The sequence below is a fragment of the Bradyrhizobium sp. BRP56 genome (assembly GCF_020194035.1).
Lineage (GTDB): Bacteria > Pseudomonadota > Alphaproteobacteria > Rhizobiales > Xanthobacteraceae > Bradyrhizobium > Bradyrhizobium australafricanum.
This window is the reverse complement of sequence record NZ_JADYVV010000020.1, coordinates 40,196-66,619: the sequence shown is the minus strand read 5'-3', so window position 1 is coordinate 66,619 and position 26,424 is coordinate 40,196. Positions and strand designations below refer to the sequence as shown.

The following is a 26,424-nucleotide window of genomic DNA, read 5'->3' as shown; positions in this document are numbered from 1 at the left end:
GAAAATGCCAGACCCGCGCGGCCTTATCGTTGACGACGAACGCTCACGTGGCGTTGTTCTGGTTTTTGAATTGGATCATAGGCTTATCTTATTAGAGCCGTTCCAGAGAAGGCAAAGGCTAAATTGTCCGATCATCAGCTTTCGCGCGGCTGATGCGCGTGTAGCGTTAATCTCGATTGCGTTATGTGGCGGTGCAGCATGATCTGCACTGCCACGTTTGCTTGAGAAGATGTTTTTCGGGAAAGCGCTTCGCACGCTTCCGGATCAGGCTTACTCGCGCGGAAGGTCGCTCTTCGCGATATCCCACAACAGCCTGTAGACGCCGCTGGTGACCACGAGCGGCTTCAAGGCTGCATTGCCGGTGATGCCTGCGGCCGCTGCGGGGATCGCGCCGACGTCGGTGGCGTCGATCAGCACGAACCAGTCGCCGGCCCCGGGATCGGGTTTCGCCGCATCCGGCGTGAGCGGTTTCGACAGATCAGGGTCGTTCTCCAGAAGGTGCATCGAGATGATGCCGTCGCGCGAAGCTGGATCGAGTTGCTCCCGCAATGCAGCGCGAAGTTTGTCCGCGCCTTCGGCGGGCGGGCGCAGGCGGATGATGCCGAGCGCTGCACCTCTGCCGACGCCGCGGCTGATCGTGATGCGCGCGATCCCGCGGATCATGTTCTGAAAGCGCGCGATATTGGCCTTCGACCAGTCGGTCTGGTTGGCGAGCGCCTTGCGATAGGCCGGGCTCTCGAGCACATCGAAGGTCGCGGTCGAGTAGAGGCTGAGATATTTCGGCTTGCCGTCATGGGCGACGTAGCGGCGGGCTTCCAGGAAGCCGTCGATGGCGACCCGTTCCTCGAGATGCTCACGGTCGTACCAGCGATTGAATTCAGCTTCGTGCAAGCTGTCGATATCCATCGAGGTCAGCAGCATGCCTTGTCCGGCGATTGGCATCGAGTGCTCCTTTTTTGCCTGTTTTATCCGCGCAATATCGCCTGATCGCGCAAACCAGGGAAGCCGGTTCCCGTCACCACAGACCAAGGATTGCCACAATTGCTGCAATGCTGTTCAGCACCGGTTCACAGAGGTAGCATTTCATTCGTTACGCCAACTCTCGAGAAGAAAAGGGACGACCACCATGGCACGCATTCTGTGGGCATTGATCGTCGGTCTGGTGTCGCTCGCCTCGCTTCCCGTGCATGCGCAGGATCAGGAAAAGCGTCTCGCACTTGTCGTCGGCAACGGCGCCTATGAGGCCGGCGCGTTGCAAACCGCCGCGAACGACGCCGGCCTGATCGCGCAGACCTTGCAGGCCGCCGGATTCGACGTGATCGGCGCGCGCGATCTCGACGGCGAGACGCTGCGCAAATCGTTCCGCGATTTCATCCAGAAGGTGCAGGAGGCAGGGCCCAACACCGTCGCTTTCGTGTATCTCGCCGGCTACGGCGTGCAGCTCACCGGCGAGAACTATTTCGTGCCGGTCGACGCCAAGATTGCCCGCGACACCGACGTGCCGGTCGAGGCGATCCGCATCTCCGACTACAGCCATCAGCTCTCGGCGCTGCCGATCAAGGCCGGCGTGATCGTGCTCGATGCGGCGCGCAGCAATCCCTTCGCCAAGGAAGGCCAGCCGCTGGCCGGCGGTCTTGCGCTGGTCGATCCCGATCCAAAGATGCTGATCGGCTTCAACTCGGCGCCCGGCACCGTCGCCCCTGACGGTGCGCCGCCCTACGGGCCTTATGCGCAAGCGCTGGCGGAAATGATCCGCACCGGCGGCCTGACCTTGCCCGAGGTGTTCGACCGCGTTCGCCTGCGCGTCAACGAGATGACCAAGGGCGCCGAGATCCCGTGGGATGCGCACAAGGTCGACGCGCCCTTCATGTTCTTCGAGCGCAAGCCGGACGCGCCGCCGCAGCAGGTCGATGCCGGGCTGCGCACCAAGCCGATCCGCGATTTCTCGGCGCAGGATGCCTACGCCGCGGCGCTGGAGCGCGACACGCTGCAGGGCTACGAGGATTACCTGCAGGCCTATCCGAGCGATCCGCTGGCCAAGCGCGTGCGCGCGATCGTGGCGGCGCGGCGCGAGGCCATCACCTGGCGGCGCACCTACAATGCCGACACGCCTGATGCGTACTGGTCGTACCTGCGGCGTTATTCACGCGGGCCGCATGCCTACGACGCAAGGCGCCGGCTCACCTATCTGTCGGCCGCGCTCGAGCCGCCGCCGCAGTTCACGGCGCTCGACTACGACGTGCCGCCGCCGCCGCCCGACGAGGTCGTCTATGTAGACCGTCCGGTGCTGTACTACAGCGATCCGGTGTTCGACTTCGCGCCGCCTCCGCCGCCGCCGGTGGTCTTCCTGCCGCCGCCGCCGCCGGACTTCGTCGTGCTGCCGCCACCGCCGCCGCCGATCGGCCTGTACGTGCTGCCGACGCCGATGTTCGTGGCGATGCCGGCCTATGTCGCCGCACCGGCCTATGTCGCGCCGCCGCAGAACAACATCGTGTTCAACAACATCCACAACACCACTGTCATCAACACCGTCATCAACAATCCCAACCCGACGCCGGCGCAGCTGCATGCGGCCGGGGTGACGGCGGCGATGAGCGGCGCGCCGGTGACGGCGGCACCGCGACTGCCGGCCGCGGCGATGCAACGCGCCAATCTGCCGGGCGCTCCGCAAGGCGTGACGCCCGCGCAAGGTGCGGCGATGGGAGCTCCGCGCGCCGCACCAAACGCTGCCGCGGCACCGAACGCTGCTGCCACTCCCAATGCCGCCGCCGCTCCGAATGCGATGGGCGCGCCGGGCACACCGGGTGCGCATACCCTGCCGGGCGCGAAAAATGGACCCCCGCTGCCGCAGTCGGCGACCGCACCGGCCAACGCCATGCAGCATGGCGCTGTGCCGCCGGGAGCCGCACAACCCGGCGCCGCGCAACCGGGGGCAAAGCCGAATACGGTGGTGCCGGGCAAGCCGGCGACTGCCATGGCGCCTGCCAATGCGCAGCCTGCTCCTCCGGCCAAGCCCGGTGTCGCGCCGGCGACAAACGCGCCCGCCTCACCCGCGGCCGCCGGCAAGCCAGGTGCTCAACCGCTCCCGCATGCGGCGACCGCTCCGACCGCAAACGTCAAGCCCTCGGCGGCGCCGTCACCGGCGAACCGCGCGATGTCGACACGGCCGACGCCGGCCGCGCGCCCGGCACCCGCGCGCGCGGCGGTGTCGCCGGCGCCGGTCTCCCGGCCCGCGCCGGCGCATGCGGCAGCTCCGCCAGTCCATGCCGTAGCTCCGCCAGTGCGGGCTGCGGCTCCGCCGCCGCGGCCGGTTGCCCCGCCACCTCGTGCTGCGGCTTTGCCGCCGCGTCCGGCGCCGGCGCCGGCACCGGCTCCGCGCGCCGCGCCGCCGCCACGGCCGGCGATGCAGGTGCAACACGCGGCGCCGCCACCGCGGATGGCGGCGCCGCCAAGGCCCGCGGCCGCGCCACGCGCAGCGCCGGCATGTCCTCCCGGCAAGTGCAAACATTGAGGGAAGCAAGGGAGCCGGTCGAACTCTTCACCGGCTCCTGATGTCGAGGGTATTCCGCGGCGGCCTAGAGCATTTTCGGTTCTGATTGAATCAGAACCGAAGCTCTAGATTCTTGTTTTGACGCGTTTTCTTCACGCGAACCGGTGCCCACTTCGCTCGAAAACGCTCTAGCGCTTGGCCGCGAGGTCAGCGATCGCCTTCATCACGGCGTTGCGGATGCCGGGATCGTAGAGGATATGGCCGGCGCCATCGATGATGCGGACCTCGCTGCCCGGCCAGCGCGCGGCGAGCGCGTGCGATGTTGCGGGCGGGCACAACAGATCGTAACGGCCCTGCACCAGGATGCCGGGAATGCCGGCGAGCCTGCCGGCCTCACTCATCAACTGGTGCGGCCGCATGAAGCAATTGTTGGCGAAGTAGTGCGCCTCCATGAACGGCGTCGAGGGCAGGGCGCCCGAGGCCTTGAGGTCGAGCCGCGTCTGCTTCGGCGTGTGCTCCGACAACGCGCGTTCGGTGTCGTGCCAGGCGCGCGCGGCCGGCGCATGCACGGCGGCGTCGGGATCGAGGATACGGCGATAATAGGCCGCAAGCGGTGCTGCGCGCTCGCTCTCGGGCAGGAAGTTGAGGAAGTCCTCATGGAGGGCGGGATAGAAGCGCGGCAAGGCGCGCAGGAAAACGTCGTCCAATTCCTCCGCTGTGCCGAGAAACGTCGCGCGGAGCACCAGCCCGCTGACCCGCTCAGGGTGGGCCTGCGCATAAGCCAGCGCCAGCGTCGCGCCCCAGGAGCCGCCGACCACCATCCAGCGCGCGAAGCCGAAGCGCTCGCGGATCTTCTCCATGTCCGCGATCAGGTGCTGCGTCGTGTTGTTGTCGCGGCTGCCCTTCGGCCGGCTGCGGCCGCAGCCGCGCTGGTCGAACAGCACGGCGTGAAAGCGCTCGGGATCGAACAGCCGGCGATGATCGGGCTGACAGCCGCTGCCGGGGCCGCCATGCAGATAGACCGCGGGAATGCCGCCCTCGCGCCCGACGCTCTCGACATGGAGATCGTGGCCATCGCCGACGTCGAGCCATTCCGACGTCAGCGGCGCAAAGGGATCGGCACGCCTCGCGGCCTTGCCGACGTCGGCGTCAGGCGCCATTGCGCTTGTCCTGGGATTCGTTCCGGGGGGCGTCCGTCTCCAACGTGCCGCCGGCGAAGTTGCGATACAGGAAGCGGTTCTGCGTGCCGGCGGATTCCCGCTCGGCCTGCTTGAAGATCTCCTCGTGTCGCGGCGACAGCGCGCAGGCCGGGTCGGTGTTGCCGGCATCGCCGGTCAACGCAAAGGCCTGGCAGCGGCAGCCGCCGTAATCGACCTCGCGGAATTCGCAACTCTTGCACGGCTCCGGCATCCAGCCGGTGCCGCGATAGCGGTTGAAGGCCTCCGAGTTCTGCCAGATCCAGGCGATCGAATGATTCGAGCGCACCGATTCGAATTCGAGCCCGGTGATGCTCTCGGCGGCGTGGCACGGCAGCACCTTGCCGGCCGGCGAGATGTTGAAGAACTGGCGGCCCCAGCCACCCATGCATTTCTTCGGCCGCAGCGCGTAGTAGTCGGGAACAACATAGTCGATCGCGAGCGTGCCCTTCAGGCGCATTTGGGCTTCCTCGACGATGCGACTGGTCTCCTCGATTTGCTCGATCGTCGGCATCAGCGCGGCGCGGTTCTTCAGCGCCCAGCCGTAATACTGCACGTTGGCGACCTCGAGCCGGTCGGCGTCGAGGTCGACCGCCATCTGGATGATGTCGGGCAGCTGATGCAGGTTCTGCCGGTGCATCACCGCATTCACCGTGAGCGGCAATTCGAGCTCGCGCGTCCATTTCGCGACCTCGAGCTTCTTTCTGTGCGCGTCCTTCAGCCCGGCCACGCGGTCGGCGACGTTGGGCTCGTTGCCCTGAAAACTGATCTGCACATGGCTGAGGCCGGCGTCGGCCAGCGCCGAAAGCTTGTCCCTGGTCAGCAGCACGGCCGAAGTGATCAGGTTGGAATAGAGCCCGACATCGGTCGCGTGCTGCACCAGCTCGACGATGTCCTTGCGCGCGGTCGGCTCGCCGCCGGAGAAATGGATCTGCAGCACGCCGAGCTCGGCAAGCTCGCTCAGCACCTTCTTCCATTCCTCGGTGGTGAGCTCGGTCGAGCCGCGGTCGAGCTCGACCGGGTTCGAGCAGTAGGGGCATTGCAGCGGGCAGCGGTGGGTGATCTCGAGCAGCACCGCAAGGGGAATGCCGTGGGTCTCGGCCGCCGAGCGGCGGCTCTCCAGCACGGCGAGCCCATCACTTGGGGCTGCGCTCGGGCCCGGCGCTGTCGTCTTGTTGTCGGCGAGCGTGTCACTCATGCTGTGCTCTCGCGCGCTTCGGTGAGAAAACCCTTGTCGGCCAGATCCTGCAGCATCGCGACCACATCGGTCGCGATCGCCTCGCGTGGGGCGGCGTATTTTTCCGCGAGCTGGTCCACCATCTCGGCGACGCTGCGCATGCCGTCACACAGCTGCAGCACCTCGACCGCGATGTCGTCCGGTGCCAGCACGCGCTCCGGCGCCAGGATCACCCAGACCTGCCGCGTCTCGTCGAATTTCAGCTTGGTGTGGCGCGGCAGATTCGGCCGGCTGGTCTCGCTGACACTGATGTTGCGGCTGGCCATGATGTTGTCTCTAACCTGTTTTCGGCACGAAGGCGCCGGGCGGAATCTGGCCGTCGACATAGGCATGATACAGCGCGTCGAGCTGCACCCACAGCACGTTGGTCTTGAAGATCAGCGCATTGCACACCGCCTCGCGCTCCGCCGGCGTCCTGGCGTGCTGCTTGACATAATCAAGCGCAAAGCCGGCGTCGCGCGGTGCCTGGGTCAGGCGGCGGCTGAAATAGCTCATGATGTCGGGGTTGACGAAGTCGTAGTGCTTCAGCATCCCCGAGATGCGCTCCTCGTGCAGGTTCGGTGCGAACAATTCGGTGAGCGAGGAGGCGATCGCCTCCAGCGGCGTGCGATCGCGGCAGAAATGCACATAGGCTTCGACCGCAAAGCGCGTCGCCGGCAGAATGCCTTCGGTTGACTCCACGTAAGCCGTATCGAGGCCGAGGCCTTCGGTCAGCTTCAGCCAGCGCTCGATGCCGCCTTCATTGCCGAGATCGCCGTCGTGATCCTCGATGCGGTGACGCCATTCGATCCTTGTGTTGCGGTCGCGGAAGCGCGAGATCACCATCGCGTCCTTCAGCGGGATCGTGCTCTGGTAGTAATAGCGGTTCAGCGCCCAAGCCTGGACCTGGCCCTTGTTGAGCTTGCCGCCGTGCAGCAAGCGGTGGAACGGGTGCAGGCTGTGATAGCGCGTGGCACCGATCGTGCGCAGCGTCGCCTCCATCTCCTCGGCACTGTCGAGCGTGATGCCCTTGCCGATCGAGAGCGCGGTCATTCCGGTGGTAGGCACGACATTCACAGTACGATCTCCGTTCCGTCGGAGGGAATCTGCCAGCCCGCCTGTTCGGCCGCCTTGCGTTCGGCCGAGGTCCCAAGCAGCGCCGGGTTGGAATTGTTGATATGCAAAAACACTTTTCGTCCGATGTCGAGCCCGGCGAGGCTTTCGATCGCACCCTGATCGCCCGACATCGCGATATGGCCCATGCCCTGGCCGGTCTTGTTGCCAAGGCCCGCCGCGATCAGTTCGTCGTCGCGCCACACCGTGCCGTCGAAAAACACCAGCGGGGCGCCCTTGAGCCGCGATTTCAGGTCGTCAGTCACCCGTGCGCAGGCGGCCAGGAAATAGAAATATTTGCCGCTGCGCCGGTCCGCAATACGCAGGCCGAGCGTATCGCCGACGCCGTCGGCGCCCGCCGGATGCGCCTTGCCCTCAAGATACCACGCGCCCTTGCCGGGAACCTCAAACGGCAGCACCTCAAGCCCGGACGGCGATCCGTCGGGCAGGGCCGGTTCGAAGGCCTGATCGACCGCGATCGGCCGGCGGTCGACGTTCTTGTCGCTGAGCACGTTGAAGATGCTGTTCGCGCGCAGGATCGCGAGCACCCGCTCATGCGCGTAGATCGCAAATGGCGAACCTTCGCGCATCGACAGCAGCCCGGCGACCGCGTCGATCTCGCCATTGGTGAGGATGACGCCCGCGATCGGGCTGTGGCGCAGTGCGCCGTGCTTCGGATGCAGCTGTGGCGTGGCAATCAACTGCTGGCGCAGATCCGGGGATGCATTGACCAGGAACCAGTGCACGCCATCGCCGCTGACGGCGATCGAGGCTTGCGTGCTCCGCAACTCGGGATGGTCGCTTCGCGCCGTCCTGCAGACGGCACAGCCGCAGTTCCACTGCGGAACGCCGCCACCGGCCGCGGCACCCAGGACGACGACACGAAGCATGATCCGTCCCCTGGAGAAGCTTGGCCTGGAGAAGTTTGTTGGACCCAGAAACGTTACGAGGTGGACTCCGGATTTGAAACACACTCCCTTGCTCGGGAGCGCGTTACGCCCGGATGTCCACCTGCGCTAAAACGCTAAACGTGTATGGGGCGCTGCCGCTTACTTGCGGGTTGCGCACATATACATGTTGATTTCCATGCCGACCGACACTTCCACGATCTTCGGTGCTTTCCAGGCCATTTGGCTCTCCTTGTTGCAACCGGACGAACTTTCCGCCCTGCAGAGTAAACTACTGTGGTTGGAAAAGTTCGCCAGTTAAATTTTCTGTAAGGTGCCGCCTCGAAGGGCATGCTGCACTGCGGCAAGCAAATCTTACCCACTCACAAATTTGTGCGCGCGTTTCCCGTCAAAAGCCCGTGGCATCAGACCTTTTTCCTGTTGTTCGCCACACGGTGAATGGTGATGTTGGAATAAGTAAACAGCAGCCCGCGGTCCTCCGAAGGTCCCGGTGGCGATCCATGCTTCCCCGTGACGGGAGGCGACTAACCGAGCCGAGTTCAGCCGATGCCACGCTATTTCTTCAACACCCGTATCGGCGACGAGCTGATCTCCGATCCCGACGGCGAAATCCTGCGGGACCCGGATCGTGCGTGGGAAATGGCGCGCGCGATGATTCGCGAACTGCTCAAGACCGAGGGCGCCGATGGCGCACTGCTCAGCGCCGTGATCGAGGTGACCGACGACGAGGGCGAGGTCGTGCTGGAATTTCCATTCACCGAGGCGATTCTCGATCGCCCGGACCGTTCGATGACACGGCACTGACACGCGCTGGCCCGCCGCGCGGCCACAACCATGCGTTGGCCGATGCCAGCATGTTTCCGATTGCAATTGTCCGGACAAATTCGCAAGACTATGAACGGAAAGCCGAACCGCGCCGGGCGACGTCAATGGCGCAACCAACAACGGCTTCCACCCAGGGGAGATCTTCATGAAAAAACACTCGTTCGCACCGCGCAGCTTGCTGCTCGCGGGGGCCATGCTCGGGGCGTTCACGCTCTCTGCTGCGGCGCAACAGCCGGCCGCGCCAGCGGCAGGTGCCGCCCCCGCCGCCCAGCCGCTGCCGCCTGGCTCGCCCTTGATCGGGCGTCCGGACAATGAGGCCGCCGCCAAGCTCGCGCCGGTGGCGCCGCCGCCGCTGCCGTCCGCGCCCGACAAGCTGCCGCTCGCCAAGCTCAAGGTGCCGGCCGGCTTCAATGTCGAGGTCTATGCGGCCGGCATGGCCAATGCGCGCTCGCTGGCGCTCGGCGACAAGGGCACGGTGTTCGTCGGCAGCCGGCTGGTCGACAAGGTCTATGCGATCATCAACAAGGACGGCAAGCGCTCGGTCAAGGTGATCGCCTCCGGTCTCTATCGTCCGAACGGCGTCGCCTTCAAGGACGGCACGCTCTACATCGCCGAGCTCTCGAAGGTCTCCAAGATCGACAAGATCGAGGACAATCTGGACAACCCGCCGAAGCCCACCGTCATCTACGACAAGCTGCCGAAGGACGAGGCGCATGGCTGGAAGTTCATCGCCGTCGGTCCCGACAACAAGCTTTATGTTCCGGTCGGACAGCCCGGCAACAACGTGCTGCATGACGCCGACCACGGCCAGATCCGCCGCATGAATCTCGATGGCTCCGGCGCCGAGGTCTACGCGCTCGGCGTGCGCAACACGGTCGGCTTCGACTGGAATCCCGAGAACAAGCAGATGTACTTCACCGACAACGGCCGCGACTGGCTGTCGGAGACGGTGCCGGAAGACGAGCTCAACCGCATCACCAAGGCGGGCGAGGATTTCGGCGCGCCGTACTGCTACCAGGGCAACATCATCGACCAGGAGCTCGGCTGGGGCAAGACCTGCAAGGACTACACCGCGCCGGCCGGCCTGATGGGCCCGCATACCGCGTCGCTCGGCATGCGCTTCTACACCGGCAGCATGTTCCCGAAGACCTACAAGAACGTGATCTTCGTCGCGCGTCACGGCTCCTGGAACAAGTCGCAGAAGCAGGGTGGTGACGTGGTCGCCGTCAGGCTGAACAAGGACGGCACCGTGAAGTCGATGGAGCCGTTCCTGACCGGCTTCCTCGAGGACAACAAGTATGTCGGCCGCCCGGTCGACGTGATGCTGCTGAAGGACGGCTCGCTGCTGGTCTCCGACGACTGGAACGGCGCGGTCTATCGCGTCAGTTACGGCAAGCCGAAGGTCGCCAATCAGTAAGTTGAAGTAGCTCAGTCACCGTCATTGCGAGCGAAGCAATCCATTCTGCCCTCGCGGCGATATGGATTGCTTCGTCGCTTCAGCGCAAAATTGCCTTGCAATTTTGTCGCGAGCTCCTCGCAATGACGGAACATGCCAGGAGAGGCCAATGCACAAAACGATCATTGCGGTCCTGGCACTCGCCTCCGTCGCCGTGTCCGCAAATGCCGAGACCATCCAGGAGCGTGCCGCGGCGTGCTTTGCCTGCCATGGCGAGCATGGCACGTCGGAAACCGAGAACACGCCGTCGCTCGGCGGCCAGACAGCGCCCTATGCGCTGATCCAGCTTTTCATGTTCCGCGAGAAGCTGCGGGTGTTCGACCCCATGAACGAGATGGCGAAGCCGCTGACCGACGACGATTTGCGCAGCTTCTCGGATTTCATCGCGACCCTGCCGAAGCCCACGCCGCCCGCTGACGCCGGCGATCCCGCGCGGATGGCGCGGGGCCAGGCGCTGGCGCAGCAGAACCGCTGCAACAGCTGCCACAACACCGATTTCTCCGGCAAGGAGAATGTCCCGCGCATCGCCAACCAGCGCGAGGACTACCTCGCCAAGACGCTGGCCGAATACAAGGACAACAGCCGCCACGGCTATGACGCCACCATGGCCGACGTGATGCAGACGGTCACCAAGGAGCAGATCGGCGACCTTGCCTATTACATTGCGCACGTCCGCTGAAACATCAGGCGGCGGACCGCTGGCCATGTTCTCCGCGCGGCGCTAAAACGCAGCGTCACACGGAGTTGCACATGCAGGATATTTGGCGTCTGTCGGCGGCCGAGCTCGCCAGCCTCATCAAATCGAAGAAGGTGTCGGCGAAGGAGGCGGCGGAGGCGGGGCTCGCCCGGCTCGACGCGGTCAACCCGAAGCTCAACGCGGTGGTCGATCACCGGCCGGACGACGTGCTGGCGCAGGCCGCCAAGGTCGATGCGGCCATTGCGCGCGGCGAGGCGGTCGGGCCGCTCGCCGGCGTGCCAATCACCATCAAGGTCAATGTCGACCAGGAGGGCTACGCCACCACCAACGGGCTGAAGGCGCAGCGCGACGTCATCGCCAGGGTCGACAACCCGGTGGTCGCCAATCTGCGCAAGGCCGGCGCGGTGCTGCTCGGCCGCACCAATTGTCCGGCGGTCTCCTATCGCTGGTTCACCACCAACCTCATTCACGGCGACACCAAGAACCCGCGCGATCCCGGCATCACCCCGGGCGGCTCGTCCGGCGGCGCGGGTTCGGCGGTCGCGGCCGGCATCGGCCACATCGCTCACGGCACCGATATCGCCGGCTCGGTGCGCTATCCGGCCTATGCCTGCGGCGTGCACGGCCTGCGGCCGAGCATGGGCCGCATCCCGGCCTTCAATTCGGCCTTGCCGGAGCGGCCGATCGGCCCGCAGATCAGCGCGGTGTCGGGCCCGCTGGCGCGCACCGTCAACGATCTGCGCATCTCGCTCGCGGCGATGTCGGCGCCGGACTATCGCGACCCCTGGTACGCGCCGGTGCCGCTCGAGGGGCCGCCGCGCGAGAAGCGCGTTGCGATGTGCCTCAATCCGGATGGTCTCGATCCGGTGCCCGAAGTGATCGCCGCGGTGGCCGATGCCGGCAAGCGCTTGCAGAAGGCCGGCTGGATCGTCGAGGAAATTGCAAACACGCCGTCCTTGCGCGAGGCGGCCGAGATCCAGACCCGGCTCTGGCTCGGCGACGGCTACGAGGCCCAGCTCGCCTTCGCCGAGCGCGAGGGCGATCCCGGCGCACTGGCCTGCCTGCGCGGCGTCCGCGCCCGGGTGCATCCGTTCGACCTGTCGCAGGCGCTGACCCGCCGCGCGACCCTGACGCGCGAATGGTTCGCCTTCTTCGAGAAATATCCGGTGCTGCTTATGCCGGTGTCCGGCGAGCTACCGTTCCCCGACCATCTCGACCGCAAGGACGAGGCGTCGTTCGCGCGGGTGTGGCACGCGCAGCTGCCGCAGATTGCGATCCCGTTCATGGGGCTTCCCGGGCTCGTGGTCTCCACCGGTCTCGTGGGACGGATCCCGGTCGGCGTGCAACTGGTGGCCGGACGCTACCGCGAGGATCTCTGTCTTGCCGCTGGTGAAGCGGTCGAGGCCGGCGGCACGCCGTCGTCTCCGATCGATCCGGTCAGTTGAGATGGCGACCGTTTACGATTTCACCGCCAAGTCGCTCGCCGGCGACGACGTGCCGCTGCAGCGGTTCGAGGGCCAGGTGCTCTTGATCGTGAACACGGCGAGCGCCTGCGGGTTCACGCCGCAATACAAGGGCCTGCAGGAGCTGCACGCCGGCCTCTCGGCGCGCGGCTTTGCCGTGCTCGGCTTCCCCTGCAACCAGTTCGGCGCGCAGGAGCCGGGCGATGCGAAGCAGATCGCCGCGTTCTGCGAGACCAACTACGCCGTGACGTTTCCGATGTTCGCCAAGATCGACGTCAATGGCTCAGGTGCGCATCCATTGTACGAACACCTGAAACGTGAGAAGTCGGGCCTGCTCGGGCCCGCGATCAAATGGAACTTCACCAAGTTCCTGGTCGATCGCGCCGGCAAGGTCGTGGCGCGGCATGCGCCGACCGCCCGGCCCGAAGGATTGAGGAAGGATATCGAGGCGCTGCTATGAGCGACGACAACGACACCAACGACCAATTCCCCGACCGCCTCTCGGTCGATCCGAACAGCCCGTACTACAATGCGGATATTCTCGCCCGCGATGTCGGCATCCGATTCAAGGGTGTCGAGAAGACCAATGTCGAGGAGTACTGCATCAGCGAAGGCTGGGTCCGCGTCACCGCCGGTAATGCCAAGGACCGTTACGGCAATCCGCTGACCATCAAGGTGCACGGGCCGGTCGAGCCGTATTTCCGGGATAAGACGAAGTCCTGAAGCCACTTCCTCTGCCGTCATTGCGAGCGAAGCGAAGCAATCCACGTCTCCGCTCGTTGAGAAATGAATTGCTTCGTCGCTTCGCTCCTCGCAATGACGATGAGAGGACGGCAAACCTAACTTAGAAAGCTCCCCATGTCCGTCCGTATCGTCGACGTCCGCGAGGTGACCAAGCCGATCTCCTCGCCGATCCGCAACGCCTATATCGACTTCACCAAGATGACCTCGAGCCTGGTGGCCGTGGTCACCGACGTGGTGCGCGACGGCAAGCGGGTGGTCGGTTACGGCTTCAATTCCAACGGCCGTTACGGGCAGGGCGGTCTGATCCGCGAGCGCTTTGCGCCGCGCCTCAAGGAAGCCGATCCGAAATCGCTGCTCGATGCCGATGGCGGCAATCTCGATCCGGACAAGGTCTGGTCGACGCTGATGTCGAACGAGAAGCCGGGCGGCCATGGCGAGCGCTCGGTCGCGGTCGGCACCATCGACATGGCGGTGTGGGATGCGGTGGCGAAGATCGCGGGCAAGCCGCTGTTCCGGCTGCTCGCCGAGCGCCACGGGCTATCAGCCAATCCGCGCGTCTTCGTCTACGCCGCCGGCGGCTATTACTATCCTGGCAAGGACCTCGGCGCGCTGCGCAAGGAGATGCGTGGCTATCTCGACCGCGGCTACAACGTCGTGAAGATGAAGATCGGCGGTGCGCCGCTTGCCGAGGACCGCGAGCGCATCGAGGCGGTGCTGAAGGAGATCGGCAGCGCGGCGCGGCTTGCGGTCGACGCCAACGGTCGCTTCGATCTGGAGACCGCGATCGCCTACGCCAAGATGCTGCGTGAGTATCCGCTGTTCTGGTACGAGGAGGCCGGCGACCCGCTCGACTACGCGCTGCAGGCCGCGCTGGCCGAGTTCTATCCGGGGGCGATGGCGACCGGCGAGAACCTGTTCAGCCACCAGGATGCGCGGAACCTGATCCGCTACGGCGGCATGCGGCCGGACCGCGACTGGCTGCAATTCGATTGCGCGCTGTCCTACGGGCTCTGCGAGTATCAGCGCACGCTCGAGGTGCTGAAGACCCACGGCTGGTCGCCGAACCGCTGCATCCCGCATGGCGGCCACCAGATGTCGCTCAACATCGCTGCCGGCCTCGGCCTGGGCGGCAATGAGAGCTACCCCGACCTGTTCCAGCCCTATGGCGGGTTCCCGGACGGCGTGCGCGTAGAGGGTGGCCACATCGTGATGCCCGACCTTCCCGGCATCGGCTTCGAGGGCAAATCCGATCTCTACAGGGAGATGAAGGCACTGGCGGACTAAGTCCGGCCAGCGACTGCCGATCTGCCGGGCGCGGGGTGGGCACGAGCTTGCTCGCAAAACATTATGAGCGATGCTCAAAAAATTATTGAACGTTGCTCATTTCCGGATATACTCATGAGAACAGGGCGTCTTTGTCCGGGATGATCGGGAGCAGGCGCGAAAATCGGCCGTGAGGATAGCTGCATGCCATATTCAGCCAAGGATCTCCGAGACGCTGCAAATGCCGGAGTGATCAGCCCGGCCGATCTGGAACGGTTGCTCGCTTTCCTGGCGAGCAGCGCCGGGCAGGGTTCGGCGGGCGATGCAAGTCCCGCCGCCAAATTCGATGCCGCGCATGTGCTCTGGTACGCCGGCGCGCTCATCGTGATCGGTGCCATGGGCCTGTTCTCGACCCTGGCCTTCACCCAGATGGGCGGCCGGGCGCTCACGGCCTGCGCGATCGCCTACGCGGTCGGGTTCAGCGTGGCGGGTCACCACCTCTGGCACGACAAGAATCTGCGGGTTCCCGGCGGCCTGCTGATCGCGATCGCGGTCTCGATGGCGCCGCTCGCGGCCTACGGCATCCAGGACGAGCTTGGCTGGTGGGGCAAGTTCGGCAAGCCGGGAACCGTGCAGGACTTCTACGTCTGGGTGAAGGGCAGCTGGATCTTCATGGAGATCGCGACCGTCGCCGCCGGCATCGTCGCGCTGCGCTACTACCGCTTCGCTTTCATCGTCGCGATCATCTCGGTCGCGCTGTGGTTCATGTCGATGGACCTGGCGCCGTGGTTCAGCGGCATGGCTCACGCCGATTTCGAGATGCGCCGCAGGGTATCGATCTGGTTCGGGCTTGCCGTGCTCGCGGTCGCCTGGATCGTGGACTATCGCAGCCGCAACGGCGACTTTGCGTTCTGGCTGCATCTGTTCGGCCTGATGGCGTTCTGGGGCGGAATTAGCGCGTCCGAAGGCTCAACCGAATTGAGCAAGGCGGTGTACTGCCTGCTCAATGTCGGCCTGATCGTGATCGCCGTGATCCTGATGCGGCGCGCCTATGCGGTGTTCGGCGCGTTCGGCATCTGCCTCTATCTCGGCCATCTCGCCGACGTCGTCTTCAAGGACTCGCTGTGGTTTCCGTTCTCGCTGTCGCTGATCGGCATTGCCGTGATCGCCGCAGGCCTGCTCTACCATCGCAACGAGCGTGCGATCACCGGCTGGATCGATGCGCATCTGCCGGCGGGGTTGCGGCCGCGGTCCGCAAACGCATGACCGCGACGTCCTGATCGTTTTAGAACCGCTACAATCTGGAATCGCTACAAGAAGTGCGGCGCGCAAGCGCCGCTCTTCGTTTCCGGGCGCAAATCCGGAAGCCGACAGAAACCATTCGCATCCTTGACTTTTCCAACCCTGCGCTCGCCGCGAGGTGTATCCGCGTCCATTCGTCGCGATTTTATTCCGTCGTCACGCAAAAATTTTCTCGCGCCCGTCGTCTGGACGCACAGCGCCTCACCTCTCTAGAGGACGGCGCATCGCCTTCAGCGAAGGCGAGAGTTGCTTGGGGACGACGTCATGACATCAAGAACACAAGCCCATCGTCGCACTGTCTTGCTTGCGCTGCTCACGGCGAGCTATCTCGCGCTGAGCGTTCCGCTCGCAACGTCTGCCGTACAGGCGCAATCGGCGCCGTCGCAGGCCGGCGCCTCGTCGCTGCCGCCGGTGACGGTCACCGCGCCGGCCACGCAACGCCGCCGCAACGCACCGTCGACATCGCGTAACACCGCCGCAGCACGAGGCCGCCGCACCCAGACGGCACGGCGGATCGCGCCCGCGCCCGTGGCAAAACCCTTCGCGGAATCGCAGGACGCCCGCACCGGCACGTCAGGCTATTTCACCAACAGCACGTCGGTTGCGACCAGGACCAACACCGCGATCGTCAACATCCCGCAATCGCTCAACGTGATCACGCGGGAGCAGATTCGCGACCAGAACTATCAGGGCCTCACCGATGTCACCCGCTATGTCCCCGGCGTTGCCGTGCACCAGGGCGAGGGCAATCGCGACGAGCTCGTGATCCGCGGCGTCGATTCCAGCGCCAACTTCTTCGTCAACGGCTTTCGGGACGACGTGCAGTATTTCCGCGACATGTACAACGCCCAGAGCATCGAGGTGCTGAAGGGACCGAGCGCACTAACCTTCGGCCGCGGCGCCGGCGGCGGCTTGCTCAACCGCACGCTGAAGGAGGCCGACGGCAACCGCGTCTACGAGGCGACGGCGCAGACCGGCTCGTGGGGCGATCGCCGCGTCAGCCTCGATGCCGGACAGGCGATCAACGACAACGTCGCGGCAAGGCTCAACGTGTTCTACGAGGGCGCCGACGCCTTCCGTGATTTCAATCATCTCGAGCGCTACGGCATCAATCCAACGGTAACCCTGAAGCCCGACGACAACACCAAAATCAAACTGAGCTACGAGTACTTTCAACGACGAGCGCACCGCCGATCGCGGCAATCCCTCGCAGGGGCTGCCGGGCGGCGCGACCCGCTTCAACCCGACCACGCCGTTCGCGCCGAACGGCGACTTCTCGACCTTCTTCGGCAGCCCAAGCCTGAACACCGCGCAGGCGACGGTGCAGACCGGCATGGCCATTATCGAGCACGATTTCGAGAACGGGCTGACGGTGCGCAACGGCACCATCGCCGCCGACTACCAGAAGTTCTATCAGAACGTCTATCCGACCGGCGGCCCGCTCGCCGGCGCGGTCAATCCCGCCGACACGGCGGTGAACCTCGGCGCCTACCAGCACACGACGAACCGCGACAATGTCTTCAACCAGACCGATTTCACCTACAAGGCCTGGACCGGGCCGCTGTTCCACACGGTCGGCTTCGGCACCGAGTTCGGCCGGCAGACCGGCGTCGATATCCGCAACACCGGCGTGTTCCCGCACGGCACCAACACCATCATGCAGAACCCGTTCGCGCCGACCTATTTCGGCCCGGTGACGTTTCTTCACCATTTCACCGGCACCAACAGCGACGGCGTCACCGCGCCCGATTCGAACAGCCGCTATGCGCTGAACATTCAGTCCGGCTATCTCAGGGACACCATCGAGATTTCGCGCGCCGTGCAGATCATCGCCGGCGCGCGGTTCGATCGCTACGACATGTCGGCCACCGACATGAACACCAACATCAAGCGCAATCGCGTCGACAATCTGGTGTCGCCGCAGGGCGCCCTGATCATCAAGCCGATCGATTCGATGTCGGTCTACACCGCCTACAGCATCTCCTTCCTGCCGGCCTCGGGCGACCAGTTCAGCGCGCTGAATGACGGCACCCTGATCCTGCAGCCGCAGCGCTTCGAGAATGTCGAGCTCGGCATGAAGTGGAACATCAATCCGAAGCTGCTGTTCTCGACCGCGGTCTACAATCTGAACCGCACCAACCAGCCGATCGCCGACGGCAACAATCCCGGCTTCTTCTTCCCCTCCGGCAGCACGCTCACGCGAGGCGTCGAGGCCAGCCTGACCGGCTATGTCACCGCGCAATGGCAGTCGTCGCTGGCCTATGCCTACACCGACGCGAAGATCACCGGAGCGACCTCGGCGACCGTCGTGCCCGGCAACCGCGTCCAGCTGGTGCCGTACAATCAGTTTGCCTGGTGGAACAAGTATCAGTTCACGCCGATGTGGGCCGCCGCGCTCGGCGTGATCTATTTCGGCGATTCCTTCGCCTCGTCCGACGATACGGTGCGGCTGCCGGGCTTCGTGCGGTTCGATGCGGCGATCTATGCCAAGATCGACGAGACCTGGAGCGCCCAGCTCAACGTCGAGAACATCTTCGACAAGGGCTATTGGGCGTCGGCTGACGGCAACAACAATATCTCGCCGGGACAGGGGCGGACGGTAAGGCTGATGGCGCGGGCGAGGTTTTAGCTTTCACCGTCATGCCCGGGCTTGTCCCGGGCATCCACGTCTTTGCCGCGGTCTACAAGAAAGACGTGGATGGCCGGGACAAGCCCGGCCATGACAACGGTAGAGAGGTGTGCTCGCAATGACGTGGATAGAGCGGCGTCCTACCCCAGCCGCATGTCCAGCAGCCGCCGGCCTTCGCCCTTCAGCAGCTTCTTCACCGCGCTCGAGGCGATTACGTCGCCATTGTTGGCGTAGGCCTCGTGGTTCTTCTCGATGTCGTCGAGGCGGTAGAGGTAGTTGACCATGATGCCGGCGGATTCGCGCAGGCCCTTGGGTGAGAGATCGCCGAGCCAGTTGATCCGCTCCAAGCGTGCGCCGTTGCCGAGATGGAAGCGCGCGACCGAATCGATCAGTCGTCCCTTCGGGGTGCGCGCCTTCAGGAAATAGTAGGCGGCAAGCGGCTCCAGCACGGCGCGCAGCTGGGTCGCGAGCTCGGCGTTCTCGAACCAGTCGGGCTTCCCGAGGCTTTCCAGCAGCTGGCGGTCCTCCTCCGTGAGCGGCACGTCGTCGGCCTGCTTGACCCACTGCATGAAGCCCGGCACCGGCGACAGCGTCACGAAGTTGTCGAGCTTCGGCAATTCGCGGCGCAGCTCCTCGACCACCTGCTTGATCAGGAAACTGCCGAAGGAGATGCCGCCAAGGCCGCGCTGGGTGTTGGAGATCGAATAGAACACCGCGGTGCGGGCGCGCTCGACCGGCACCGGCTCGCGCTCTTCCGCAAGCAGCGGCGCGATCGCGCCCGGGATGGTTTCCGTGAGCGCGACCTCGACGAAGATCAGCGGCTCGTCGGCCAGCGCCGGATGGAAGAAGGCGTAACAGCGGCGATCGATCGGATCGATGCGGCGGCGCAGATCGTCCCAATCGCGGATCTCGTGCACGGCCTCATAACGGATGATCTTCTCCAGAATATTGGCCGGCGACGACCAGTCTATCCTGCGCAGCACGAGGAATCCCCTGTTGAACCAGGACGAGAGCAGATGCACCACGTCGCGATCGAGCGCGGCGAGGTCCTTGTTGCCCTTCATCAATGAAAGCAGATCCGAGCGGATCGACACCAGCTCGCCGGTGCCGCCCGGCGCGCGATTGAGCCGGCGGATCAATTCCTGGCGGCGCGGCTCGGAGGCGAAATGCAGGTCGCTGGCGTCATCGCCATTGGCCTTGGCGCGCCAGCTTTCGATCGCCTGCGCCAGCTTGGCGTGATCGGGGCCGAAATCGCGGGCCAGCGTCTGGAAGAACGACAGCCGCCCGGCGGCATCGAGATGGTGGTAGCGGTCGAGCACTTCGCGCGCCATCGCGGTGCCGGAGGCTTCGCCGCGGCCGGATAGCAGCGCCTCGCACAATTCCAGCAGTTCGGACGCATCCTGCTTGTCGTTGGCCGGGCTGGCGCGGCCGAGCAGGACGCGGCCGCGTTCGGAAATCGTCGAGAGCAGGTCGGAGAAGAAGGCATTGGCCATGAGCAGGTCGTATCCAGCAGGTCGTATCCAGTGAAGCCGGACCTTACACGGGATTTAAGGTCGGGAGCACTGCAATCAAGCGCAGGGATCGTACGGAAATATGTCGCAGAGCGACAGCGGTATAATTCGTCGTCGTTGCGCCCGGTGACAAACCCGGTTCACGTTTTCTCGCACGTTTTCTCCGCGAACGCGGTCGGTGTCTTGCCGGTAACCTGCCGGAACGCGTGGGAAAATGCCGGCACGCTGGCATAGCCGAGGTCGGAGGCGACCTGCTTGACCGAAACGTTCGCGCTGCTCGACAGGCGCTCGATCGCGGCCGCGATGCGGGCGCGCTGGCACCAGCTCTTGAACGAGAGCTGCGTCTCAGCCGAGAACAGCCGCGACAGCGTCCGCGCCGAGGTGCCGACCGTGCGCGCCAGCGCGTCGATGTCGTGGTCCCGCGTCGGATCGGCCAGCACGAGGTCGGCGGCGCGGCGGCAGCGCGGCTCCTGCGGCAGCGGGATGAAGGTCGCGGAATTCTCGGCCTGGTGCAGCTCCAGCATCACGAGGCGGATCAACAGATCGGTGCGCTCGCGTCCGCATGAGGCGTCGAACAGCGCGAGGATCGCCTGGTGCACCAGCGGCGAGACCCGCACCACGAATTCGTGGTCGAGGCTGTCGCTGCGCTTTTCGCGCGCGAGCCAGGCCTGGTCGAAATACAGCGTGCGCATCTCGATGTCGGCAAGCACGTCGATCGCGTGCGGGAGCAGGGCAGGGACCCACACCGCGCGGTCCGGCGGCACCAGCCAGCGGCCCTTCGGCGTCGTCACCTGCATGGTGCCGCTGGCGGCATAGACCAGCTGTGCCTCGCGGTGCATGTGCGGGTCGAGCCGGACGCCCTTGCGGTAGCTGCGCGCCACCAGATGCACGCCGTCCCCGGTGACGCGCCGGTCCTGGTGGAGGGCTCTTATTGGCGGCTCAGCGATAGTCATTGGCGACATCCCGTCAGGACAAGTACCTATAACCTATTTTCGAGCAATTGAAGAATCGCGTGAGAGACGTGCCGATGAACAGTCCTTGCAACAGTCCAAGCCGGGTGATCACCTTCGTCAACGCCGCCCATTTCATCGATCACTACGCGATGCTGATTTTCGCCGCCGCCGTCATCATCATGGGTCCGGCGCTCGGCATGGCCTATTCGGAACTGCTGCCTTATGCGACCCCGGGCTTCATCGCCTTCGGCGCCGGCTCGCTGATTACGGGCTGGCTCGGCGACCGCTGGAGCCGCCGCCACATGATGGTGATCTTCTTCGTCGGCATCGGCCTGTCGATGATCTCGGTCGGCTTCGTGCAGACGCCGCTGCAGCTCGGCGCCGCGCTGCTGGCGATCGGCGTCTTCGCCTCGATCTACCATCCGGTCGGCACCGCGATGATCGTGTCCTATGCCGAGAAGCTCGGCGCCCAGATGGGGATCAACGGCGTCTGGGGCAATCTCGGCGTCGCCTCGTCGGCGCTGGTGACCGGCGTGATCGGCCAGTATCTCGGCTGGCGCTGGGCCTTCATCGTGCCCGGCACGGTCACCGTGCTGATCGGCATCGCCTTTGCGATGACGGTGGTGCATGAGGACCGCAAGGGCTCCAGGCAGGCGGCAGCGCAGGTGCGGGTCGCCAAGGAGGACATGTGGCGCGTGGTGCTGTCGCTGCTGATCGTGGTGATCGCGATCTCCACCACCTTCAACGCGGTGACGGTGGCGCTGCCGAAGCTGTTCGCCGAACGGCTCGCCGACCTGACCAAGAGCCCGGCGCTGCTCGGCGTGATCGCGGCCGGGGTCTATGTGTTCGGCGCGATGACGCAGTACACCATCGGCAAGCTGCTCGACAGATATTCGCTGAAGACGGTGGCGCTGCCGCTGTCGTTCCTGCTGGCGCCGTTCCTTTATCTGGCGGCGAGCCTAAACAACCTGCCGCTGATCGTGGTCTCGATCGGCATCGTGATGGGCGCGTTCGGGCAGGTCACGGTGAACGATGCCATGGTCGGCAAGTACACCACCGAGGAATGGCGCTCGCGCGCCTATGCGGTGCGCTATTTCGTCGGCTTCACCGCGGCCGGCGCTTCCGTCGGCCTGGTCGCCTGGCTGCACGACCAGGGCGGCTTCTCGATGATGCTGCGCGCGTTCGCGGCGCTGTGCCTGCTGGCGATTGCGGCCGCGATCATCCTTCCGCGCGAGATCCGCACCCCGGCCACGCAGGCGGGCTGACGCAGGGGCGGTTTTGCCGCTCGTTTGCCGTTGCGACGAGGCGTGCCCGACCGGCGGGCGGCTCGGCCGACGGCGGACAACCGTGACATGGTCACGCTTCGCGAACTTTGTTCCGACCCGCAGGTGTGGTAGGTTGAAACGGGCCTCGGGGACGAAGGCGCCGGTTGCGCCTTGAACACGTCTTTGCGGAGCAGCCGGAGCGCTATGGGAGAAATTCGCGACTTCAAGTCAGGCCGGTCACAGCCCGACAATACCCAGCCTCCCGGCGATTCAATGCCGCGGCGCCTGGCCGCGATCGTAGCGGGCGATATCGCCGGCTACAGCCGGTTGATGCAGCTCGATGAGGAAGGCACGCATACGCGCGTCAAGCGGACCCTGCGCGATCTGATCGAGCCCACCATTGCCGAGCACCACGGCAAGCTGGTCAAGACCACCGGCGACGGCTTTATCGCGATGTTCGACAGTCCGGTCGAGGCCGTCCGCTGCAGCATCGTGATCCAGCAGAACATGATCGGCCGCAACGCGGCGATCGCGAGAGATCACTGGATCGAATACCGGATCGGCGTCAACCTCGGCGACGTCATCATCGAGCCCGACGATATCTATGGCGACGGCGTCAACGTGGCCTCGCGCCTGGAAGGGATCGCGGCGCCAGGTGATGTCTTCATCTCCGGCGGCATCTACGAGCAGATCAAGCACAAGATGGTCTGCGGATACGAATCGCTTGGCGACCGCAAGGTCAAGAACATCACCGATCCGGTCCGGGTTTATCGTGTGCTGCCGGATGCCGCCGCGTACCAACGGACGCGCAGGCGCCGCGAGTCCGTCCTGCTCACGCTGCTCGGATTGGCGGTCGCGATCATCGCCGGCGGCGTGCTGTGGTATCTGCTCGCCCAACCGCGCGGCAAGCCGGCCGACGTGGCGCAGGCGCCTCCGGCACCGACGGCATCGCCCGCCGTCCAGCCACCGGCACCAAGCCCGGCTCCGACCCAAACCGCAAGTCCGATCCCGGCGGCACCGACGCAGCAAGCGTCGCCTCAACCCGCGCCCTCCGCGAGCCCCACCCCGGACCTGCCGGAACCCGAACTGGTCTCGCTTCAAGCCGGCAGCTTCTCGATGGGAAGCAACGACGATCCTTCCGAGCGGCCGATCCGCCGGGTGACGGTCAAGCCCTTTGCCATGGGCAAATATCCGGTCACGGTCCGCGAATGGAACGCCTGCGCGGCGGCCAAGGCTTGCGGCTTCACGGCCAGCGGCAAGGACGACGTTCCGGTCACCAATGTGAGCTGGAGCGACGCGAAGCAATATGTGACCTGGCTCGCCGAGCGCACCAAGAAGCCCTACCGGCTTCCGAGCGAAGCCGAGTGGGAATATGCGGCGCGTGGCGGAACGCAATCGAAGTACTGGTGGGGCGACCAGGTGCAATCGGGCCACGCCGGATGCAAGGATTGCGGCGGCGACAGTTCGGCCGAGCAGCCGGTCAAGGTCGGCAGCTACAAGCCGAATCCGTTTGGCCTCTACGATATGGGCGGCGGGGTCGATCAATGGGTCGAGGATTGCTGGCACAGGAATTACCAGGGCGCGCCGACCGACGGTGCGGTCTGGCCCGGCGGCGACTGCGCCTCGCATGTCATCCGCTCCGGCTCCTGGAAGAATGACGCACGCTATGTGCGTCCGGCCAATCGCGACAATTACGACACCAATGTCCGTTATCCGACCCACGGTTTCCGGGTCGCGCTGTCTCCCTGAGCGATCATCCCTGATCGCCAGGCTTCATGGAGGGGCTATGAAAAGTGCAAGCTTGATCATGCTCGCCGCGGCACTGACGCTGTTCGCGGCTCCGGCCGACGCGCAGAACAAGCCGGCCGGCAAGGACACCAAGCTGTATTTCATCTGGCCGCGCGACGGCGCCAAGCTCAAAAGCCCGTTCTGGTGCCGCTTTGGGCTGCGCAACATGGGCGTCACCCATGCCGGCGACGACTACCCGAACAGCGGCCATCACCATCTTCTGATCGACGTGAATGAGCCGTTGAATCCGAATGAGCCGATTCCGTCGGACAAGTCTCATCTGCACTTCGGTGCGGGCCAGACCGAGACGCAGCTCGACCTGGCGCCCGGCAAGCACACCCTGCAGTTGGTGCTGGGCGACGCCAAGCACTATCCATTCAGCCCGCCGGTCGTCTCCGAAAAAATCACCATCCGGGTCAGATAGGCCGATACGGATAGCTCCCTTGCGGGAACCGGCGCTTGCACAAGGCCGCGCCGTGCGGTTTGTTGCGCGCCTGCCGGACAGCAAGATTCGGCGTGGAGGACGTCTGATGTCGTCTCGACTGCTGCGTCTGGCCGGCCTCGTTCTGGGAGTGATTGTCATGGCCACATCAGCGGATGCCGACGCCTTGAAGGATCAGATCGCGCCGACCGGAAAGCTCCGGGTCGCGATCGCGATCAGCCCGGCCGGCGGCGCGTTCTGGTCGACCAAGACCGAGAACGGCTATGCGGGCGTTCCCGTCGATCTCGGCCGCGAGATGGCGACGCAACTCGGCATCCCGGTCGAATATGTCGTGCATCAGAATTCCGGCCAGATCACCGACGCGGCGGCTAAGAGCACCTGGGACATCACCTTCCTGCCCAAGGATCCCGAGCGTGAGACCAAGATGACGTTCGGGCCGATCTATGAGGTTGCCGACGCTACCTATATCGTCAAGCCCGGCTCGACGATCACGAATTTCGCCACGCTCGACCAGGACGGCGTCAAGGTCGCCGCCGTCAATGCCACCACCACGATGCGCGGCGCGATCGCCCATCTCAAGCACGCCAAGGTCACGGGCTATCAGACCTACGACGAGATCTTCAATCTGCTGAAGAGCGGCGAGATCGACGCCTTCGCATTGTCGCGCGATCAGCTCAACGCGATGGCGAAGAAGATCCCGGGCACGCGCGTGCTGGACGAGACCTTCAAGCAGACCGTCACCGCGGTCGCGGTGCCGCTCAACCATCCGCTCGCCGCGGCCTTCGCCACCAGGTTCATGACGGAGGCGATCGCCAACGGCACGCTGCGCAAGGCCTACGACAACAACGGGCTGAAGGACGCACCGGTCCGCACCGAGGTGAAGTGAACTAGCGGTGCGTATCGACTCTTTCCCCGTCACCCCAGCGACAAAGGCGAAGCCTTTGCGCGGGGATGACGGTGATGGAGGGGCGCGCATCCTCTGGGCGACATCTGGGCATGCTGCATAATTCCGCGCCATCGCGCCGTGCGGTTCCTGCGCCACGAGCCTAACTCATTGTATTGACGGGGATTTAAAGCCAGCCGCCAGCGTCGCGGCTTGGCACATCCATTGCTTTTGATTGCACCAGTCAATGACGACTGCCGTCCTCCGGATTGCCGAGGCCAATGCTGGCCGAGGCGAGGGGATCAAGGCGCCCGGCCCGGGCGTCTCGAGCAATCGTTGACCCCCCATCTCCCGGACGAACGAGCATTTCAACCAACCCGCGTCGCTTCCGGCAGGCAACCGGCGCGGCCGAATTGCGTAAGGGGAATTTACAAATGGCCTATCTCGCTCCGTCCGAATTCGTCACCAAGATGGTGGATGCCGGCGAATCCAAGATCTTCATGTCGACCCGCGACACCGTGATCCGCGCCTATATGGCCGGCGCGATCCTGGCGCTGGCAGCATGGTTCGCCGTGACGATCAACGTCAATACGGGTCAGCCGCTTGTCGGAGCATTGTTGTTTCCGGTCGGCTTCGTCATGCTCTATCTGCTGGGTTTCGATCTATTGACCGGCGTGTTCGTGCTCTCGCCGCTCGCGCTGCTCGACAAGCGCCCCGGCGTCACGCTCGGCGGCGTGCTGCGCAACTGGGCTCTCGTCTTCATCGGCAATTTCGGAGGCGCGCTCACGGTGGCGTTCATGATGGCGTTCGTGACGACGTTCGGCTTCACGCAGGAGCCCGACAAGGTCGGCATGACCATCGGCAATATCGGCGAGGGCCGAACGCTGGGCTACGCGGCGCACGGCGCGGCGGGCATGGCCACGCTGTTCATCCGCGGCATGCTCTGCAACTGGATGGTCTCGACCGGCGTCGTCGGCGCGATGATTTCCACCACGGTGCCCGGCAAGGTGATCGCGATGTGGATGCCGATCCTGGTGTTCTTCTACATGGTGTTCGAGCATTCGGTGGTGAACATGTTCCTGTTCCCGTCGGGACTGATGCTGCATGCGAAGTTCTCGATCATGGACTACCTGATCTGGAACGAGATCCCGACCGTGCTCGGCAACCTCGCCGGCGGCCTCGCCTTCACCGGGCTCACGCTCTACACCACGCATGTGAAGACGGCGCCGAAGCGCCAGCGCCTCGCGGCTTGATCCTCGACGACTTATGGGGCTCTCCTG

25 protein-coding genes and 1 pseudogene are annotated in these 26,424 nt (G+C 65.0%); 16 read left to right on the top strand and 10 right to left on the bottom strand.

Going from position 1 to position 26,424, the window contains the following annotated elements:
* Positions 1 to 270: 270 nt before the first annotated feature.
* Complete coding sequence (locus tag I6F38_RS16515) at positions 271 to 942, bottom strand: DUF4286 family protein (RefSeq protein WP_225161075.1); 672 nt, start codon at positions 940 to 942, stop codon at positions 271 to 273.
* A 184-nt stretch (positions 943 to 1,126) separates the two neighbouring features.
* On the opposite strand from I6F38_RS16515, the gene I6F38_RS16510 reads away from it, so the two are divergent.
* On the top strand, positions 1,127 to 3,511 hold the full coding sequence (locus I6F38_RS16510) for a caspase family protein (protein WP_225161074.1): 2,385 nt from the start codon (positions 1,127 to 1,129) through the stop codon (positions 3,509 to 3,511).
* Positions 3,512 to 3,678: 167 nt separating this feature from the next.
* Here the strand turns inward: I6F38_RS16510 and pip are convergent, their stop codons facing one another.
* The 6 genes from pip to pqqA form a co-directional block, all read right to left on the bottom strand.
* A complete protein-coding gene (gene pip / locus I6F38_RS16505) occupies positions 3,679 to 4,650 on the bottom strand; it encodes a prolyl aminopeptidase (protein ID WP_225161073.1) in 972 nt (323 codons plus the stop codon).
* Positions 4,640 to 5,884: a pyrroloquinoline quinone biosynthesis protein PqqE gene (gene pqqE / locus I6F38_RS16500; protein ID WP_225161072.1), complete on the bottom strand. Its 1,245-nt coding sequence runs from the start codon at positions 5,882 to 5,884 to the stop codon at positions 4,640 to 4,642. The genes pip and pqqE overlap by 11 nt, the downstream gene beginning before the upstream one ends.
* Complete coding sequence (gene pqqD / locus I6F38_RS16495; protein ID WP_225161071.1) at positions 5,881 to 6,189, bottom strand: pyrroloquinoline quinone biosynthesis peptide chaperone PqqD; 309 nt, start codon at positions 6,187 to 6,189, stop codon at positions 5,881 to 5,883. The genes pqqE and pqqD overlap by 4 nt, the downstream gene beginning before the upstream one ends.
* Before the next feature lie 10 nt (positions 6,190 to 6,199).
* The gene (gene pqqC / locus I6F38_RS16490; RefSeq protein ID WP_028342422.1) at positions 6,200 to 6,955 is read right to left on the bottom strand and encodes a pyrroloquinoline-quinone synthase PqqC; all 756 of its coding nucleotides are present in this window, start codon (positions 6,953 to 6,955) and stop codon (positions 6,200 to 6,202) included.
* Between the two features lie 20 nt (positions 6,956 to 6,975).
* Positions 6,976 to 7,905 (bottom strand): pyrroloquinoline quinone biosynthesis protein PqqB, encoded by a 930-nt coding sequence (pqqB, locus tag I6F38_RS16485; protein WP_225161070.1) that lies wholly within the window; start codon positions 7,903 to 7,905, stop codon positions 6,976 to 6,978.
* Between the two features lie 159 nt (positions 7,906 to 8,064).
* Positions 8,065 to 8,145, bottom strand: coding sequence for a pyrroloquinoline quinone precursor peptide PqqA (pqqA, locus tag I6F38_RS16480; protein ID WP_035635412.1), 81 nt, complete (start codon positions 8,143 to 8,145; stop codon positions 8,065 to 8,067).
* Positions 8,146 to 8,469: 324 nt separating this feature from the next.
* Here pqqA and I6F38_RS16475 point away from each other — a divergent pair, with 324 nt between their 5' ends.
* The 9 genes and pseudogenes from I6F38_RS16475 to I6F38_RS16435 form a co-directional block, all read left to right on the top strand.
* Positions 8,470 to 8,727 (top strand): hypothetical protein, encoded by a 258-nt coding sequence (locus I6F38_RS16475; RefSeq protein WP_028332662.1) that lies wholly within the window; start codon positions 8,470 to 8,472, stop codon positions 8,725 to 8,727.
* A 166-nt stretch (positions 8,728 to 8,893) separates the two neighbouring features.
* Positions 8,894 to 10,165 (top strand): PQQ-dependent sugar dehydrogenase, encoded by a 1,272-nt coding sequence (locus I6F38_RS16470; protein WP_225161069.1) that lies wholly within the window; start codon positions 8,894 to 8,896, stop codon positions 10,163 to 10,165.
* Between the two features lie 148 nt (positions 10,166 to 10,313).
* Complete coding sequence (locus I6F38_RS16465; protein ID WP_225161068.1) at positions 10,314 to 10,883, top strand: c-type cytochrome; 570 nt, start codon at positions 10,314 to 10,316, stop codon at positions 10,881 to 10,883.
* Positions 10,884 to 10,954: 71 nt separating this feature from the next.
* Complete coding sequence (locus I6F38_RS16460) at positions 10,955 to 12,346, top strand: amidase family protein (RefSeq protein WP_225161067.1); 1,392 nt, start codon at positions 10,955 to 10,957, stop codon at positions 12,344 to 12,346.
* 1 nt (position 12,347) lies between these two features.
* Positions 12,348 to 12,824, top strand: coding sequence for a glutathione peroxidase (locus tag I6F38_RS16455; protein ID WP_168856944.1), 477 nt, complete (start codon positions 12,348 to 12,350; stop codon positions 12,822 to 12,824).
* The gene (locus I6F38_RS16450; protein WP_225161066.1) at positions 12,821 to 13,087 is read left to right on the top strand and encodes a DUF3297 family protein; all 267 of its coding nucleotides are present in this window, start codon (positions 12,821 to 12,823) and stop codon (positions 13,085 to 13,087) included. The genes I6F38_RS16455 and I6F38_RS16450 overlap by 4 nt, the downstream gene beginning before the upstream one ends.
* Positions 13,088 to 13,222: 135 nt before the next feature.
* A complete protein-coding gene (locus tag I6F38_RS16445) occupies positions 13,223 to 14,392 on the top strand; it encodes a mandelate racemase/muconate lactonizing enzyme family protein (RefSeq protein WP_225161065.1) in 1,170 nt (389 codons plus the stop codon).
* A 183-nt stretch (positions 14,393 to 14,575) separates the two neighbouring features.
* A complete protein-coding gene (locus I6F38_RS16440; protein WP_225161064.1) occupies positions 14,576 to 15,637 on the top strand; it encodes a hypothetical protein in 1,062 nt (353 codons plus the stop codon).
* Between the two features lie 300 nt (positions 15,638 to 15,937).
* A pseudogene (locus I6F38_RS16435) lies at positions 15,938 to 16,525 on the top strand (TonB-dependent receptor plug domain-containing protein); the annotation flags it as partial.
* A gap of 30 nt (positions 16,526 to 16,555) precedes the next feature.
* Here the strand turns inward: I6F38_RS16435 and I6F38_RS16430 are convergent.
* Positions 16,556 to 17,008 carry a hypothetical protein gene (locus tag I6F38_RS16430; RefSeq protein WP_225161107.1) on the bottom strand — a complete coding sequence of 151 codons (453 nt, stop codon included), beginning with the start codon at positions 17,006 to 17,008 and terminating at the stop codon, positions 16,556 to 16,558.
* Here I6F38_RS16430 and I6F38_RS16425 point away from each other — a divergent pair.
* Positions 16,890 to 18,302: a TonB-dependent receptor gene (locus tag I6F38_RS16425; protein WP_225161105.1), complete on the top strand. Its 1,413-nt coding sequence runs from the start codon at positions 16,890 to 16,892 to the stop codon at positions 18,300 to 18,302. The two genes, I6F38_RS16430 and I6F38_RS16425, sit on opposite strands and share 119 nt — an antisense overlap.
* A gap of 140 nt (positions 18,303 to 18,442) precedes the next feature.
* Here I6F38_RS16425 and I6F38_RS16420 read toward each other — a convergent pair whose 3' ends face one another.
* On the bottom strand, positions 18,443 to 19,795 hold the full coding sequence (locus I6F38_RS16420) for a malonyl-CoA decarboxylase (protein ID WP_225161063.1): 1,353 nt from the start codon (positions 19,793 to 19,795) through the stop codon (positions 18,443 to 18,445).
* A 158-nt stretch (positions 19,796 to 19,953) separates the two neighbouring features.
* Entirely contained in the window at positions 19,954 to 20,766 is an 813-nt protein-coding gene (locus tag I6F38_RS16415) for a helix-turn-helix transcriptional regulator (RefSeq protein WP_225161062.1), read from the bottom strand.
* Positions 20,767 to 20,840: 74 nt separating this feature from the next.
* Here I6F38_RS16415 and I6F38_RS16410 point away from each other — a divergent pair, with 74 nt between their 5' ends.
* The 5 genes from I6F38_RS16410 (at position 20,841) to I6F38_RS16390 (ending at position 26,397) form a co-directional block, all read left to right on the top strand.
* Positions 20,841 to 22,031 (top strand): MFS transporter, encoded by a 1,191-nt coding sequence (locus I6F38_RS16410; RefSeq protein WP_225161061.1) that lies wholly within the window; start codon positions 20,841 to 20,843, stop codon positions 22,029 to 22,031.
* Positions 22,032 to 22,235: 204 nt separating this feature from the next.
* Positions 22,236 to 23,780: an SUMF1/EgtB/PvdO family nonheme iron enzyme gene (locus tag I6F38_RS16405; RefSeq protein ID WP_225161060.1), complete on the top strand. Its 1,545-nt coding sequence runs from the start codon at positions 22,236 to 22,238 to the stop codon at positions 23,778 to 23,780.
* A gap of 37 nt (positions 23,781 to 23,817) precedes the next feature.
* A complete protein-coding gene (locus I6F38_RS16400; protein ID WP_225161059.1) occupies positions 23,818 to 24,243 on the top strand; it encodes a DUF4399 domain-containing protein in 426 nt (141 codons plus the stop codon).
* 157 nt (positions 24,244 to 24,400) lie between these two features.
* Positions 24,401 to 25,147, top strand: a complete 747-nt coding sequence (locus I6F38_RS16395) for a transporter substrate-binding domain-containing protein (protein WP_225161058.1) — start codon at positions 24,401 to 24,403, stop codon at positions 25,145 to 25,147.
* Between the two features lie 431 nt (positions 25,148 to 25,578).
* A complete protein-coding gene (locus I6F38_RS16390; protein ID WP_137480433.1) occupies positions 25,579 to 26,397 on the top strand; it encodes a formate/nitrite transporter family protein in 819 nt (272 codons plus the stop codon).
* Positions 26,398 to 26,424: the final 27 nt, after the last annotated feature.